Source organism: Phocaeicola oris (assembly GCF_021295095.1).
GTDB lineage: Bacteria > Bacteroidota > Bacteroidia > Bacteroidales > Bacteroidaceae > Phocaeicola > Phocaeicola oris.
Map to the genome: position 1 here is coordinate 33,605 of NZ_JAJLQX010000022.1, position 16,284 is coordinate 49,888.

At 39.4% G+C, this 16,284-nt stretch carries 10 protein-coding genes, 5 tRNA genes, 1 rRNA gene and 1 riboswitch; of the genes, 2 read left to right on the forward strand and 14 right to left on the reverse strand.

Features of this window, described 5'->3' with window-relative positions:
• Positions 1-204: 204 nt before the first annotated feature.
• From LO761_RS10660 to LO761_RS10710, 11 genes are all read right to left on the reverse strand, one after another.
• Positions 205-1,203, reverse strand: coding sequence for a YitT family protein (locus LO761_RS10660; protein WP_272818270.1), 999 nt, complete (start codon positions 1,201-1,203; stop codon positions 205-207).
• Between the two features lie 62 nt (positions 1,204-1,265).
• Positions 1,266-2,720 (reverse strand): ATP-binding cassette domain-containing protein, encoded by a 1,455-nt coding sequence (locus LO761_RS10665; protein ID WP_272818271.1) that lies wholly within the window; start codon positions 2,718-2,720, stop codon positions 1,266-1,268.
• Positions 2,721-2,856: 136 nt separating this feature from the next.
• Entirely contained in the window at positions 2,857-4,434 is a 1,578-nt protein-coding gene (locus tag LO761_RS10670; protein WP_272818272.1) for a PL29 family lyase N-terminal domain-containing protein, read from the reverse strand.
• Between the two features lie 107 nt (positions 4,435-4,541).
• Positions 4,542-4,746, reverse strand: a riboswitch (cobalamin riboswitch).
• Positions 4,747-4,785: 39 nt separating this feature from the next.
• On the reverse strand, positions 4,786-5,124 hold the full coding sequence (locus LO761_RS10675; protein WP_272818273.1) for a hypothetical protein: 339 nt from the start codon (positions 5,122-5,124) through the stop codon (positions 4,786-4,788).
• Positions 5,125-5,185: 61 nt separating this feature from the next.
• A tRNA-Gly gene (locus tag LO761_RS10680) sits at positions 5,186-5,258 on the reverse strand.
• Positions 5,259-5,271: 13 nt separating this feature from the next.
• Positions 5,272-5,352: transfer RNA gene (locus LO761_RS10685), tRNA-Leu, on the reverse strand.
• 6 nt (positions 5,353-5,358) lie between these two features.
• A tRNA-Gly gene (locus tag LO761_RS10690) sits at positions 5,359-5,431 on the reverse strand.
• A gap of 6 nt (positions 5,432-5,437) precedes the next feature.
• Positions 5,438-5,521, reverse strand: a tRNA-Leu gene (locus LO761_RS10695).
• 13 nt (positions 5,522-5,534) lie between these two features.
• Positions 5,535-5,607: transfer RNA gene (locus tag LO761_RS10700), tRNA-Gly, on the reverse strand.
• Between the two features lie 117 nt (positions 5,608-5,724).
• Complete coding sequence (gene nspC / locus LO761_RS10705) at positions 5,725-6,888, reverse strand: carboxynorspermidine decarboxylase (protein ID WP_272818274.1); 1,164 nt, start codon at positions 6,886-6,888, stop codon at positions 5,725-5,727.
• 9 nt (positions 6,889-6,897) lie between these two features.
• Positions 6,898-9,237, reverse strand: a complete 2,340-nt coding sequence (locus LO761_RS10710) for an ATP-dependent helicase (RefSeq protein ID WP_272818275.1) — start codon at positions 9,235-9,237, stop codon at positions 6,898-6,900.
• A 202-nt stretch (positions 9,238-9,439) separates the two neighbouring features.
• On the opposite strand from LO761_RS10710, the gene LO761_RS10715 reads away from it, so the two are divergent.
• Positions 9,440-10,381, forward strand: a complete 942-nt coding sequence (locus tag LO761_RS10715) for a ribose-phosphate pyrophosphokinase (RefSeq protein ID WP_272818276.1) — start codon at positions 9,440-9,442, stop codon at positions 10,379-10,381.
• A 76-nt stretch (positions 10,382-10,457) separates the two neighbouring features.
• The gene (locus LO761_RS10720; RefSeq protein ID WP_272818277.1) at positions 10,458-11,555 is read left to right on the forward strand and encodes a TlpA disulfide reductase family protein; all 1,098 of its coding nucleotides are present in this window, start codon (positions 10,458-10,460) and stop codon (positions 11,553-11,555) included.
• Between the two features lie 265 nt (positions 11,556-11,820).
• Here the strand turns inward: LO761_RS10720 and glgP are convergent, their stop codons facing one another.
• From glgP to rrf, 3 genes are all read right to left on the reverse strand, one after another.
• Positions 11,821-14,385, reverse strand: coding sequence for an alpha-glucan family phosphorylase (glgP, locus tag LO761_RS10725; protein WP_272818278.1), 2,565 nt, complete (start codon positions 14,383-14,385; stop codon positions 11,821-11,823).
• A complete protein-coding gene (locus LO761_RS10730; RefSeq protein ID WP_272818279.1) occupies positions 14,369-16,084 on the reverse strand; it encodes a glycogen/starch synthase in 1,716 nt (571 codons plus the stop codon). The genes glgP and LO761_RS10730 overlap by 17 nt, the downstream gene beginning before the upstream one ends.
• A 113-nt stretch (positions 16,085-16,197) precedes the next feature.
• A 5S ribosomal RNA gene (rrf, locus tag LO761_RS10735) occupies positions 16,198-16,284 on the reverse strand; the annotation flags it as partial.

Sequence of the window (16,284 nt, forward strand, 5' to 3'; positions counted from 1 at the left end):
AAATGATGCGGATGAATCGTTCAACTCATACGCATGAGTTAAGTAAATGATACGCATGAGTTGTTCAAAACTTCTGATGAGTTAGAAAATAAAAATGAAGGATGCGAACTTTTCAATCGTTCACATCCTTCACTCCACAACATTCTTCCTCTTAACAAAAAAGAATAAAGATATCAACTTTGAGTTTTAATTATTAATTCGAAATTATTCCGGTTGGATATCATTCATCGAAGGAAGCGGTTTAAACCCCTCTCCATACGTATCGTAAGCATCGGTCACAACAACAAAAGCCGATGGATCTACTTCTTTAATCTTCTTGTTAATCGAGATGACCTCACGGTGACTAACCACCAGAAACAACATTTCTTTCTCATTCCCGGTATACAGTCCGCTACTCTTAATAGAAGTTGCCGTACGATCCATATCTTTTAAAATATAACGATGTAGTTCCGGCAAATTCCGTTCAGTAATAATAAAGATAATCTTATCATCCTTCGAACCGTTCAAGACATACGCTACTACCCTTGAATTTACAAAAATTGCTATCAATGAGTATAATGAAAGATAAATGGAAGGTTCTCCTGTAGACTGGCGGCTGCCTATTCCAAATCCAATGACAATCAAGCCGGAAAGAACAACTACCGCATCGCACATAAAGATTGCTTTCGAAAATTTAATGTGGAAATACTTCTGGATAATCATCGCGATGATATCCGTTCCACCCGATGTAGCTTTCGCACGAACAATCAGACCACAACCAATACCAATAACCGACGCGCCAATTAAAGTGGTAAGCATTAAGTGGTTAGAGAAATCCATCACTCCGCCTAACAGCAGCTTCGGGTCTAAAGCTTCTAAAGCAGCCTGATTCGGATACGAAAACTTAGACATTAAGTTCATCAGCAACGGACACGTCAGAGCGGCAATGATTGTACGGCTACCGAATCCTTTACCCAATAGAATCATGGCAATACACATCAAAGGTACATCAAACATATATCCGAACGTTCCTACCTGAATACCTGGAAATATATTATGAAGAACAATGCTTGCGCCATATACCCCGCCGGGGACTATCTTATAAGGATTGATGAAATAGACAAAACCGATTGCCATCATCGTACATCCAAAAAACAACAATCCCCATTCCAACCACCAATCCAGATGCTTAGTCGGCGCTAAAATCTCTTTCAACTGAGTCATATACTTAAACTTCGATTTTTAATGCAGCGAATATACAAATTATAATAATACCCACCAACTAATCATACATTCTTTTTTAAGAATATCGTGTGGTCAATACACGAAGGAAGTTCTTCATCGTAATGGGTAACCATAATCATACTCTTATCCTTTCGACGACAGAATGCTTCGATAATATCTTTAACAAGCCGACAATTAACAAGATCAAGGCCGTGAAGGGGTTCATCAAGAATTAATAACTCAGGATCTTTTACAAATGCACGAGCCAACAGCGCAAGTCGTTGCTCACCACTCGAAAGATCCAAATAATTGCGATCGGCCAAATCGCCTATTCCAAAAATATCCATCCACCACTCACAAATAGCTTTCTCCTCGGGAAGAGTCTTTTTGTATAATCCGACCGAATCGTGTAATCCGCTGGCGACAATATCAACAGTAGGCAAACTCTTTAGATAAGCACGATACATTTCCGGACTAACATATCCAATATGTTTCTTTATCTCCCAAATACTTTCTCCGGTACCTCTTTTACGGTCGAAAAGCGTAATATCGCAAGCGTAGCTCTGCGGATTATCGGCACACACCAAACTCAGTAATGTAGATTTTCCCGAACCGTTTTCTCCTCTCAATGCCCATTTCTCTCCACATTTCACTGTCCAATTTAATTCTTTCAATATAGTCCGCTCTCCATAACGAATACTCACCTTATTCAAATCAACTATATGTTCAGTATGATAAAGATTAGCAGCGTATGGCAAGTCCAAAATCATCTGTATCTTCTTCTTCGAAAGAACATGTGCAGGAATAAGCCGTCGTTGTTTCAAATACTCATCAACAGGCATCTTCTCTTCCATAAAGCGGTCATGAATACTAACAACATGTGTAATGAACAAAGGAATATCATCCGTCTTCGAAAGAACCAGAATGACTTGCAAATTTGAATGATGTATCAGCTTATTTATCAGTTCCTTGAGTTGATTACGCGTCGGAGCGTCCAGTCCGATAAACGGATTATCCATAATAAGTACCCGCGGATGGTTCAAAAGCATTTTAGTCAGCTGAAACTTCCTGAGTTCACCACTGGAAAGTAAGACGATAGGCTTATCAAGCATCTCATCCATTTGAAAAAGATTAAATATCTCTTTTTTAAATTCAAGGTCGGTAGCTTCCGGGAGTCGATCACGGACGAGAGGCACATCTTCCAAATCTTGCGAATTCCAACGCTGCTGGTAATAATAGTTCACATCAGCATCGCCATAGGCATCGCGGAAAGCTATATATTTCAAATTATCGGAAATTAACGGTGAGGCTGAAGGAGAAAAATCATATTTTACTTTGTTCGCATACAATAAAGGCCATTTACCCGTAATAGTTTCAACAAACATAGTCTTGCCGGCACCATTCGCGCCCACAACAGCTATCTGTTCACCATCGCACATCGTAAAATCGATGGGATTCACCATTCGGTGATTAGGATGACGTGTAACGCCGTTTTCTATTTCAATGATCTTGTGCATAATATCTTCCATTAAAACCAATGCAAAAGTACGGCTAAATCGGTATAGAATGAAAGAAACAGATAAAAAACTTGCGACGCAGACATAAAGTCTACACCGCAAGCTATCAAATCTATATAATTAATTATTGGGAATGTTAATAACGAACAGCTACATCATCGAAAGCAAAATATGCCGGTTGACTAAAGCCGTAAGTATTATAAGTTTTAGCACTTCCGTCCACATTAAAGTAAACACGGCTAACTTTACCCAAAGGAGCCAGATTCCATTTCGTCCAATCTTTCACAAACTTACCGTCTTTAGCTATGTAGAAAGTAACTTCGCCGGTTTTACTACCGGAAGCGTCGTATCCCGTAGCTGTGAGATACAATGTGTCCTCAGCAGTCAGTGCCTTTGTATAGGCACCATCCGCAGAAACGCAATTTAACAAATAAGTTGTTGGGCAAACATACATATTGTCAATCACCTTTTCTGTTCCATCGCTGAAATAAACATTCGGCAAACTGGTCTCATTTATTCCGTTCATACCATCGCTGTTACCATGATGAACAGCAAAGTTCTTTGATCCGCCATGACCACCGGTAACAGGAACAGCTAACTCATGATTATAATTCCCTTGAGTCAAGTCGGTCAATACTTTATTGGATATAGCAATACCTGCGCCCATATAATTCTTATTACCCCATACAGAAGGGAACTCATGAGAAAGAGAAGTTGCAGCATCGCTCCACTTATAGTCTACGCTACTACCATAACCTTTACCATAAATTAATGGATCGTTATAATCGAGAGTTGGAATCAGCGCATTCCAGTAGTCACCTTCAAAATCTACCGTCTTCACACCCTTATAAATATAAACAGCAAGTTTAGACATCTTCAGATTTCCATTAACATCAGCAACTATCAGCTTAATATAACCATTGGATCCAGCAGAAGCAGGAGCGGTAACATTTAACTTTCCTTCTTTTACATTTGCATTCCAACCATCTGGAAAACTGTAAACCATGCAATCATCTGCATTCTTCAGTGTGTATGCAAATGATTTTGTCTCACCGGCTTTGAAACCACCATCAAAATCAACAACCGTTAGCCCATAAGCAAAAACTTTGGGAAGATTGATAACAGAGCCGTCGGACAATGTCAGAACAACCATATCTTCGTTTTCAACAACCGATTTAAAGAAACTATCACCCGGCTCACCGGTAGCTTTAACAGCTTTACCTTTGGCATTGAGGATACGAGCAACCCCTTTTCCCAAATCAACCGTCCAATAACCTTCGGAGTCAATTCCCATTAAAGGGGTAACTCCGGAAACAGCCAATTTATTTCCTTCTGCGTCGGTGAGTAAAGTAGTTTCTTTATTCGTAGTGATTGTCCAATAATATACACCATCCGTATCAGCTTTTACTCCAATTATCGGAGCATCTTTCCCGTTTGTTCCATTCTTCAGGGAAATAGATTTGCCATCGGAGAAAGTCAGCGTATAACCGTCAGCAGTCTGCGTATAGCTGGAAATCATCGTACTCTGACGGATGTTAGAGATAACAGAAGTAATCGTAGCAATACCTGAATTTACAGTTTGTACCTGAGATTCCAAATTAGTGACACGACCATCGAGCGCATTTACGGAATTCCACAAATCATCGTCATCGTAACATGAGGTTACGGTAAAAATGGTCATTACAACCATCAAAAGACCAAAAATCCTTTTCATACTTGTATCTATTAAATTAGTATTCAAATACAAAAGGATTACACCGGCGAGATATTTCCTTGACTTAAAGAAATGTCAGACAGATAAGAGTCCATAACCCGCAGACCGCAATCCTAAACGCACAGGCAGGTCTTCTGACTTATTCCTGATAGCCCGCCTTCCCAGTTTAACACCAGTGGCAAGATTGGCTACCCTTATCTCAAGAGAGATGGAACTTACAGCAGCGGGAACTGTTCAGGTCTTTCACCTGATTCCCATTTAATCATGTCCATCAAAAGCGATGGATATTGAACCTTTGCAAATACAAAGATACGAAAGGTATTACAACTTTCCTAACAAAGGATAAAAAAATTAAATAAAAACAGGACGGTGCAGAAAAAGCACCATATAGCCGACAATAAAGATAAGGAAAAACACCAAAACAGATACAACCAGCAGAAAGCGCACACTCCATACCGTCCATCTGTTGGCCTCGTGAACATAAAGTCCCAATTGAAGACGAACAGTAGAAATAATACTATCCAAACCTAATAGGATAAGAATACCAACAAAAAGAGCATTCTTCAAATCGAGCGGATAGAAAGTCAGTCCCAGCAAACAAATAAGTGCTGTGAGTATAAAGCCTAATCCAATAAACATTCCTACATTTTTCCGGATGGCAAACAACTTTTGAGCTTTTCGTATGTCCATAAATAAACTGTGAAAAGAAAGAAAGAAAGAGAAGCCTGAACGCTCAAACTCCTCTTTTACGAGCGGAAAACGAGACTCGAACTCGCGACCCCGACCTTGGCAAGGTCGTGCTCTACCAACTGAGCTATTTCCGCGGTCATTTTTTAGTGCCCAGAACAGGACTCGAACCTGCATGCCTCTCGACACACGCACCTGAAACGTGCGCGTCTACCATTCCGCCACCTGGGCTTGCTGAGCGGAAAACGAGACTCGAACTCGCGACCCCGACCTTGGCAAGGTCGTGCTCTACCAACTGAGCTATTTCCGCGGTGTGTGAAGGAAATGAGACTCGAACTCACACGACAAAACTGTCACTACCCCCTCAAAGTAGCGCGTCTACCAATTCCGCCATTCCTCCATTCAATAAATCGAGCGGAAAACGAGACTCGAACTCGCGACCCCGACCTTGGCAAGGTCGTGCTCTACCAACTGAGCTATTTCCGCAAACGACAACCAAAACAACTATTAACTCCTTAATTTTTGATTGCGGTTGCAAAGGTAGTGCTTGTTTTCCTAACAAGCAAACATTTTATTTATTTTTTCATTAGAACAAAAAGGATTTTATGACATCCGATTCTTATAGTCCTCATAATGGAAATCTCTATATATTTCCAACGTATCATCAGAATGCCAAATAGCAATTGACGGATGTTGTATACCATTAAACATATTTGTTTTTACCATTGTATAATGAATCATATCCTCCAATACAATTCGTTCTCCTATCCGTAACTCATGATCGAATTTCCAACTCCCCATATAGTCTCCGCTTAAACAACTATTACCCCCCAGCCGATAGATATGGTCCTCTTGTTTGGCACTTTTCACTGCATCAAACGACAATGTCTCTGCCCCACGTACTGTTGGCTGATATGGCATCTCCAAACAATCAGGCATGTGACAAGTAAAGCTAACATTTAATATCGCTGTCCTAATACCATGATTTTCAATTATGTCTACTACAGAAGATACCAATGGACCTACCTGCCATGCAAAGGCCGACCCCGGCTCAAGTATCACTTTTAAGTTAGGATAACGAGACTTGAACTCCTTCAACAAATTAATTAAGTGATTCACATCATAACCTTTTCGAGTCATGAGATGACCTCCTCCGAAGTTCACCCATTTCAGTTGATTCATCCAGTGCCCGAATCGATCTTCAAAGTGCTGAAGTGTACGTCCGAACTCATACGCATCGCTCTCACATAAACAATGACAATGAAATCCTTCAATACCTTCAGGCAATTCGTCAGGCAACAGATCTGACGTAATCCCAAAACGGGAACCGGGTGCACAAGGATTATATAATTCCACCTTCACCTCCGAATATTCCGGATTAACCCGAATGCCACAGGAAATCTTTTCATTACTCGCTTTTACCATAGGATAAAAACGATTGAATTGACTAAACGAGTTAAATGTAATATATCCACTGCAACGCATAATTTCAGGAAAGTCTTCTTCTGTATATGCCGGAGAATAAGTATGAGCCTTACTGCCAAACTCTTCAAACGCCAGACGCGCTTCATACCTCGAACTGGCTGTAGTATGATGAATGTACTCGCGAAAGATAGAGAACGATTTCCACATAGCAAATGCTTTAAATGCAAGAATTATCTCTACACCTGCTGTATCAGCCACATGTTTTATCAAACTCAGGTTCTTACGGAGCAACCTCTCCTCCATCACATAACAAGGAGATGGTACTTTATTTATATCTAACATATTATAACTTTATTCTATCACTTTAAATCGAGCAAACTTCAAAAGCAACTGCTTTGTTCCTGCATTACGAAATTTAACTGTCGCTTTACACTGATCACCACTACCTTCTATATTGATTACATCACCTATTCCAAAACGTTCATGCTCAATAACCTGTCCAATATCAAGCCCGACAGGGGCATGATTTCCAACCGTTGAACCAGAGGTTGCCACACTCATCTTTTTAAAGTGTCTTTCAGAACTTACAATAGATTTTGAAACGGTTGAGTTTGGCGCGGTCGGTTTATTCGTTTGAGCAAATAAAGGCTTACGGTGTAAATTAGTCGAACGGAATGATAATCGCGAATGCTCCTCATCATGGTCTGTATCTACCCCTTCTTCCCTATCCTGAGACATATTCAAATACCGACTGTCTATGTCTCGTAGAAACCGGCTCGGACTACTAAACTCTGTCTGTCCGTATTTATAACGCATCTTTGCAAACGAAAGGAAACAATGTTCTTCGGCCCGTGTAATAGCCACATAAAACAACCGACGCTCTTCCTCCAACTGACGTTCGGAATTGAGTGACATCGGACTTGGGAAGAGATTTTCTTCCAATCCAACAATGAATACATTTCTAAATTCCAACCCTTTTGCCGAATGAATGGTCATCAATGTCACTTTATCGGCATTCTCATCCTTATCATTATCCTGATCAGTGAGCAAAGATATCTCAGCCAAATAATCGGATAGCAAAACGTGCTCATTCCCTTCCTCTTGTCTGCCATCAACGAAATCTTTCAAACCGTTCATTAACTCTTCCAAATTCTCCTGCCGACTAAGATCTTCAGGATCTGTACTTTGGTAGATATCATTAATAACACCGGATTCTTTCACAATGTTCATGCCCACCTGATAAGCATCTACTTCCATTGCTTGCTTTTGAAATTCCTCCATCAACGTACGGAATCCATTCAATTTATTCAGAGTTCCCTTACTAATATCCAATCCGTTATTTGCAAAATCGGTCAAAATAGTCCAAAGACTCACATTATTCTCCAACGCAGCCACAGAAATTTTATTCAGTGTAATATCACCAATACCACGAGTAGGATAATTAATAATACGCTTGAATGCTTCCTCATCGTTTGGATTCACCGCTAATCGGAAATAGGATATAACATCCTTAATCTCTTTACGTTGATAAAACGAGAGTCCGCCATATATTTTATAAGGTATGTTTTGTTTTCGAAGTGATTCCTCAAAAATACGACTCTGCGCATTCGTACGATAAAGAATGGCGATATCGCTATAACTACAATTCTCCCGACAATGCAAATGATTGATCTGTTTCACCACAATAGCTCCCTCTTCAACATCACTATATGCCGAAAAAACCTGAAGCGGATCGCCTATCTCCTTCTTTGAATACACATCTTTCCTAATCTGGTCTGTATTCTTAGCTATCAAACTATTAGCCGCATTTACAATTTCTTGTGTAGAACGGTAGTTACGCTCCAATTTAAAAAGCTTCGCATTCTTATATAATTTAGTAAATTTCAAGATATTATCAATATTCGCCCCACGAAAAGAATAAATGCTCTGAGCATCATCGCCAACTACACAAACTCGTTGGTTATCCTTCGTAAGCTGAAGAACAATGGAGTGCTGGGCATAATTGGTATCCTGATACTCATCAACTAATACATATTTAAACTGATCAGCATATTTACGCCGGATATCTTCATGGTCGCGGAACAAAACATACGTATATACCAACAAATCATCGAAGTCCATGGCATTGCTGTTTTTACAGCGATCTACATATTGGCGATAAATTTCACTTACCAAAGGCATTCTATGATTCGCGTCATCCTGCAGGGCTTCCACATCTTTGCTATAATCGGCAGGGAGAATCAAATAATTCTTAGATAGTGATATTCGATTCTGAATAATTCCCGGCTTATATGTTTTATCATCAAGCTGCATATCCTTAATAATCGTTTTTATCATACTCTTGGAATCTGCCGCGTCATATATGGTAAAATTAGATGAAAAGCCAATTACTTCGGCTTCTCGACGGAGAATACGAGAGAAAATAGAATGAAACGTACCCATCCACAAATATTTTGCCCGTTCTCCCACCTGCTTTTCTATTCGGGCTTTCATCTCACGAGCCGCTTTGTTAGTAAAGGTCAATGCCAGAACAGACCACGGCTCCATTCCCTGTTCAAGTAAATAAGCTATTTTATAGGTGAGAACACGCGTCTTCCCCGAACCGGCACCGGCAACAACCAGTGAGGGGCCGTCATTATAAAGTACAGCCTCACGCTGGTTATCGTTCAGTTCTTCTAAATAATTAGACATATTCTTTCGTTTAACCTACAAATGTAATGATAAAAACTGAAATAAATGCTACAAAAACACTTTGCAAAAACAGATGTTTGAAAAGGGGAACTTTTCCTATTTATAAATTCACGAAAATATTTCATTCATTCGTTTCCCTAATTATAAGAATAGTCTTACCTTTGCAAAACATTCAAACTAAGATAATATCTATTGCAATATTATGAATTCAAAAAGTCCTTTTAAAGTTTTCTCGGGTACTAAATCGAGATACCTTGCTGAAAAGATTTGTAAAAGTCTTGGCTGTGAACTTGGTAATCTAAACATCATACATTTTGCCGATGGTGAGTTCGTTGTTTCTTTCGAAGAATCTATCCGCGGATGTGATGTATTCTTGGTTCAATCTACATTCCCTAATTCAGACAATCTGATGGAATTGCTGCTCATGATTGATGCCGCTAAACGTGCATCGGCAAAGAGCATCGTCGCTGTCATCCCTTACTTTGGCTGGGCTCGCCAAGATCGTAAAGATAAACCACGCGTATCTATCGGAGCAAAATTAGTTGCTGATTTACTGAGTGTTGCCGGTATCGACCGCTTGATAACTATGGACTTACATGCAGACCAGATTCAGGGTTTCTTCAATATTCCTGTTGATCATTTATATGCATCGGCAATCTTTGCGCCCTATATCCAGTCGTTGAAATTGGAGAATATGGTTATCGCGACACCCGACGTTGGTGGCTCCAAACGTGCAAGCACTTATTCGAAGTATTTAGGTGTTCCCTTGGTACTCTGTAACAAGACTCGTGAAAAAGCTAATGTTGTTGCCGCAATTCAGATTATCGGCGATGTAAAGGGAAAAAATGTTATTTTAATGGATGATATGGTTGATACAGCCGGAACAATTACCATGGCTGCCGACGTTATGAAAAACGCCGGCGCATTGTCTGTCCGTGCTATTGCTTCACACGCAGTGATGTCTGGTCCGGCCTGCGAACGTGTCATGAAGTCTGAACTCGAAGAAATGGTATTCACAGACAGTATTCCTTTCGATGTATCCAAATGTCCGAAAGTAAAACAGCTTTCCATTGCCGACTTGTTCGCTGAAACCATTCGTCGTGTCATGAACAACGAATCCATTTCCGACCAGTATATCATTTAATTCTATACTTATTAGTAAGATATAAAGAGGACACCGTCTCAGGTATCCTCTTCTTTTATAAATCAATTAAAGTAAAATGAAAAAGTTAGTTTACACTATGGCAGTACTAAGCACATTTGCTTTCGCTGCTTGCAACAACACTCCAAGCTATAAAATTAATGGTAGTGCTGAAGGCATTGCCGATGGCGATACCGTCTATCTTCAGCAGTTGGATGGCGGAAACTTAATTAAACTTGATTCTGCTATCGTTACAAACGGGAAGTTTATTTTCACCGGCCGTCAAGATACTGCCGTATCTCGTTATATCACCTATGTAAAAGGCGATAAACACTTCTTCGACGAATTGTTTGTTGAAAACGGTAATATCACTGCCTTTTTAGGTGAGGAAAGTAAAGCTTCCAGAACAACCAACAACGATATCTATCAGGAATTCAAGGACAAATTCTCTTCGATGTCAAAGGAATTGAACGATTTTTATATGAATTATAAAAACGATTCTACGCTGACTGATGCTCAACGCGACTCGTTGGATAATATTACCAATCAAAAAGATAGCCTTATCTATGATATGGTTTATCAGACTATTAATAAGAATATCGAGAATCCTGTAGGCTATTTAATCTTCCAAAGATACGTTTCTGCCTTTGAATTGAATCAAATTAAGTCTTTACTTGAGAAAATTCCTGCTCAATATGCCAACACTCCGACTATTCAGAAAATGCAGGAGCACGTTACATTGATGAACAAAACAGCCGTTGGGCAGAAATATACAGATATATCCATGAAAGATCCTGACGGAAACGATATCAGTCTTTCTACTTATGTGACTAAGAACAAATATACACTGGTAGATTTCTGGGCAAGCTGGTGCGGTCCATGCCGACAGGAGATGCCGAATGTGATTGCAGCATACAAACAATTTGCGCCTAAAGGCTTCGGCATTGTAGGAATTTCATTGGATAAAGATGGCGATGCTTGGAAAAAAGGCATCAAAGACTTGGGTATTACCTGGCCTCAAATGTCGGATTTAAAATATTGGGAAAGTGCCGGAGCAAAAGCTTACGGTATAAATGCAATCCCGGCAACTGTACTTATCGATCAACAAGGAATTATTGTTGAGCGCGATTTGCGTGGTGATGCATTGACAAAACGTTTGGGAGAATTATTCCAATAACAATATATACTTTTCATGTGAAGGGCGGCAGTTTACCGCCCTTTCTTTTTACCTAAACATTTTTATAATCAAGAAAAAGTAAAATGATGCTGATGACTTGTCTTTCTCATACGCATCAAAACAACAAGTCATCAGCATCATTTTACTTTATTTCTTGGCAAACACAGACACTCATCTGATAACCTAAACATTCAGACCATAAAAAGAGGGTAAACCAACTAAATGGTTCACCCTCCTACTTATTTTATTTAAAGTTCTACTTAAATTAATTAAACCAACGAACGTAGCAGAAATCCTGACGATGTGGTAAATCTGCATTTTTAGGGAACATACGGAACGCCATCTTAAAGCTGCCTGAATTAGACATATTAATCTGACCTTTAAACGTAAATAAGTTACCATCACGCTTTACAACATCCATAGGCTCAACCGAATACAAGCTTTCTGTTCCATCGTGTAACAAATGAGTCGTTATCAATTCAATACCGATGGCATCGTCCAAACCTTTCTCATCTACAATGATAGTGGCTTCATAATCCTTTCCTGTAATCATTGTTCCATTAACCAGCGATTCTGTCTTCTCCATAGACACAACCTGAATCTGATCCCAAACAGAAGCAACCTTCAGCTTCCATGCAGCCAATTCTTTTGCCTTCGCAAAATTATTGGCAACCAGTTCATGATTACGTTTTGCCTCTTTTATGTAGAACTTCTCATAATAATCGTCCAATTGCCGCTTCATCGTATAGTGCGGAGCAACTTGGGCAATAGAATTCTTAATAGTCTTTGCCCATCCTTCCGAGTAACCTTTCTCATTCCTGTTATAATATAAAGGAACAATCTCGTGTTCAAGCAAACTGTAGATAGTCGCAGCATCTAATTGATCCTGATGCGCCTGATTTTGATAAGTACGCTTATCGGTCAATGCCCAACCGGCTCCTTCACGATAGCCTTCATACCACCAACCATCAAGTACAGAAAGATTAACAACACCATTCATTAACGCTTTTTCGCCTGATGTACCTGAAGCCTCTAACGGACGAGTAGGTGTATTCATCCAGATATCAACACCGGATACCAAACAACGGGCCAACCGCATATCATAATTCTCGAGAAAAATAATCTTACCTAAGAATTCCGGACGACGGGAAATCTCAACAATCTGTTTAATTAATCCTTGACCTGCATCATCGTGCGGGTGCGCTTTACCGGCAAATAAAAACTGAACAGGATGTTCGGGATTATTAACAATCTTTGCCAGACGGTCTAAATCTGTGAACAACAAATGCGCACGCTTATAAGTAGCAAAACGCCGGGCAAAGCCTATTAACAAAGCATTTGGATTAATCTTATCCAATAAAGAGACGATACGCGACGGATCCCCCTGATTTTTCAACCAACTCTCTCTGAACTGCTTACGGATATAATCAACCAATTTCTGTTTCAACACACAACGAGTTTTCCAAATCTCCTCATCAGGAACTTCATAAATAGCTTCCCAAATCTTTTCATTCGATTCATCAGTCAAGAAAGAAGGATCAAAGTGCTTTTCATAAAGCTTTTTCCATTCTGTAGCACTCCATGTTCCAAAGTGCACACCATTCGTTACATAACCAACATGACTCTCTTCCGGGAAATATCCTTTCCATATACCTGAAAACATTTTCTGACTCACCTTTCCATGCAGCCAGCTAACGCCATTAACCTCCTGACATGTATTGCAAGCAAATGTAGACATACAGAATCGTTCGTTAGAATCACCCGGATTAGTACGACCAAGATCCATCAAATCTTGCCATCCAATACCCATACGCCGAGGATAACCTCCCATATACTTACCAAATAGACCTTCATCAAAGTAATCGTGACCGGCAGGAACAGGAGTATGAACAGTATAAAGTGAAGAAGAACGAACAACTTCCATCGCTTCTTCAAATGTTAAACCATCCTCAACGTATTCACAGAGACGCTCTACATTGCAAAGAGCAGCATGCCCCTCATTACAGTGATAAATATCCTTCTTGATACCTAACCTCTTGAGTAGCAGTACGCCACCAATACCCAAAAGGATTTCCTGCTTCAAACGGTTTTCCCAGTCGCCACCGTAAAGCTGGTAAGTGATTGGACGATCGTACTCGCTGTTTAAGTCGTTATCCGTATCCATCAAATATAATGAAACACGCCCAATATTTACTTTCCAAATATTGGCATGAACGAAGTAATCCATATAAGGGACATCCAAAACCATCGGCTGACCATTTTCATCCATGACACGCTCAATAGGCAAACTTCCGAAGTCCTGAGCTTCATAATTAGCCACCTGCTGCCCTGCCATAGAAAGAGTCTGTGTAAAGTAACCATACCTGTAAAGGAATCCTATACCACACATATCAACATTACTATCCGAAGCTTCTTTCATATAATCACCGGCAAGTATTCCCAATCCTCCGGAATATATTTTCAATACATTTGTCAATCCATATTCCATACAGAAGTAAGCTACCGAAGGACGATTCGTGTTAGGCTTCACATCCATGTATGCTCTAAACTTTACATAAACATCATTCATGCGTTTCAAAATAGCCTTATCATTGGCCAAGTTCTGCAGTTTCTCATAACTCAGACGTTCCAATAAGACAACAGGATTACGATCAGACTCTTTCCAAAGCTCAGGATCAAGATCTTTGAACAACTCAGTAGCTTCATAATTCCAAGCCCACCAAATATTGCGAGACATCTCCTCCAGTTTTTTAAGCTTCTCAGGTATATGAGACTTCACAACCATCGGCTGCCAAGCAGGAGCATTTGCATTACTAATTTTGATTTTCATATTTGTAACAATATAATAATTTCAAATTCGATTTTTTATCCATTAATCGCTTTCGAGCATTACGAAATGCAATGTCATAAGCCTTATAATAATATTGAATAAAGTTATTCCAAAGCGCTCTTTTCGATAAAACATAAGCATTTCTCCGAACTTGTTCAATTTCTTTATCAGTCAAGTTTGAGAATTCAACCATTACTTTTTCTATCTGACCGACAACATTATTAAAATTATCATCCGTACGATGAATGACCTTCACACCGTCAGTAAGCTCTCCTTCTTTACCCAATTCTTTATTCACCCAACGTCCAAATCCGGAAAGATCGGTAGTAATAGTTGGAACATGGAACGCGATACTCTCAAGCGGTGTATATCCCCAAGGTTCATAATAAGACGGATAAGCTGTCAAGTCATTTCCTATAACAACATCATAGTAAGGTATATTAATGATGCCATCGTTCCCATCTAAATAACAAGGAACAAACATGATTTTCACTTTTGAAGAATTTCCATTCGACATTCCATATTTATTCAGCATAGATGAAATCTGATCACTATCCGCATTATTCAACCAATGAGTGATATAAGGATATTCCAATGGAGTATTATAAGATTTATTCTCATTCAAACGTTCCTTTAAATCCCCGCGAACATTGCCTACCCATGCAGGAACAGTTATCAAGCCTAATACATTCTTCTTCAAGTTCGAATCCGAAGTCAATTGATTTAATGCTTCCAAAAAGACATCAATGCCTTTATTCCGGAATTCATAACGTCCGCTGATAGCATAAATCAATGTATTATCATCCATATTCGCACCCATCAGTTTATTCGCCACATTCAGTATAGTTTTACGAGCAATCTTCCTCTTTGACGCAAAATCTTTAGTATCCGGAACAAAACTATTATCAAAACCATTCATCAGAACTTCATCAACAGATTTATCAAGCAATTGACTACATTCTGCTGCTGTAATATCACTCACCGTAGTAAAGCAATCTACACACTGAGCAGCCCGTTTCTCTACCGAATGCTTAGCCTGAACATTCAATTCGCCGGCCATCTGATCACCATCATATCGATCCATATACTTATATAAATCCTTATTATTGAAAGCTATAGAACGCCCTATAGTTGTAGCATGCGTAGTAAAAACTGTAGCTATCTCAGGAACCCGATTTTGAATATAAAGAGCTGCCATAGCAGTTTGCCATTCATTCGCATGAAAGATTACATTCGATTTTGACAAATTATTAAAATGATAGAAACTCTCTGCAACTTTTGCCGCACAAACAGCAAACATACAGCATTCATCATAATCACCGTATGCATGTAAGGAATCAACGTGAAATTTTTCCCACATCATTCCATATAAATTGTCTTTTTGAGAAAAAATAGAATGAGAATCAACAAGTATAGCAATAGGTTTCCCCGGAACATTCCATCGTCCGATTCGAATATTTAATCCATCAACATCTGTTGCATGATTCCTCCATGCGACAAATAAATCCGTGTCTTCAATAAAGTTAGGGTTATCCTTATGCTGCCAAATGTCAGGCCCTAAAAAAAATATCTTATCTTTCAAAAAGCTTTGCAATGTTTTTGCACGAGTAGATAAGACTGTATACACGCCACCAACCTTATTACAGACTTCCCATGCTGTTTCAAAGATATAATCTGGCTTCATTAAATCATTTGTCATTTAAACCTTTTTAAATCAAATGCAAAATTACATAAATCAAATGACTTGATAAAGTTTTCAAGAGTTAATTATAAAAAAAAGAGGAGTCTTTCCTGTTCAAGGAAGACTCCTCAAGAAGGCAGCTGCCTACTCTCCCACTCTGACGCAGTACCATCGGCGTGACGGGGCTTAACTTCTCTGTTCGGAATGGGAAGAGGTGG

Excerpts from the sequence above, each read along its gene's own strand:
- glgP (WP_272818278.1), bottom strand. The coding sequence starts at position 14,385 with ATGAAAATCAAAATTAGTAATGCAAATGCTCCTGCTTGGCAGCCGATG.
- LO761_RS10715 (WP_272818276.1), top strand. The coding sequence starts at position 9,440 with ATGAATTCAAAAAGTCCTTTTAAAGTTTTCTCGGGTACTAAATCGAGA.
- nspC (WP_272818274.1), bottom strand. The coding sequence starts at position 6,888 with ATGTTAGATATAAATAAAGTACCATCTCCTTGTTATGTGATGGAGGAG.
- LO761_RS10660 (WP_272818270.1), bottom strand. The coding sequence starts at position 1,203 with ATGACTCAGTTGAAAGAGATTTTAGCGCCGACTAAGCATCTGGATTGG.
- LO761_RS10730 (WP_272818279.1), bottom strand. The coding sequence starts at position 16,084 with ATGACAAATGATTTAATGAAGCCAGATTATATCTTTGAAACAGCATGG.
- LO761_RS10710 (WP_272818275.1), bottom strand. The coding sequence starts at position 9,237 with ATGTCTAATTATTTAGAAGAACTGAACGATAACCAGCGTGAGGCTGTA.
- LO761_RS10720 (WP_272818277.1), top strand. The coding sequence starts at position 10,458 with ATGAAAAAGTTAGTTTACACTATGGCAGTACTAAGCACATTTGCTTTC.
- LO761_RS10675 (WP_272818273.1), bottom strand. The coding sequence starts at position 5,124 with ATGGACATACGAAAAGCTCAAAAGTTGTTTGCCATCCGGAAAAATGTA.
- LO761_RS10665 (WP_272818271.1), bottom strand. The coding sequence starts at position 2,720 with ATGCACAAGATCATTGAAATAGAAAACGGCGTTACACGTCATCCTAAT.
- LO761_RS10670 (WP_272818272.1), bottom strand. The coding sequence starts at position 4,434 with ATGAAAAGGATTTTTGGTCTTTTGATGGTTGTAATGACCATTTTTACC.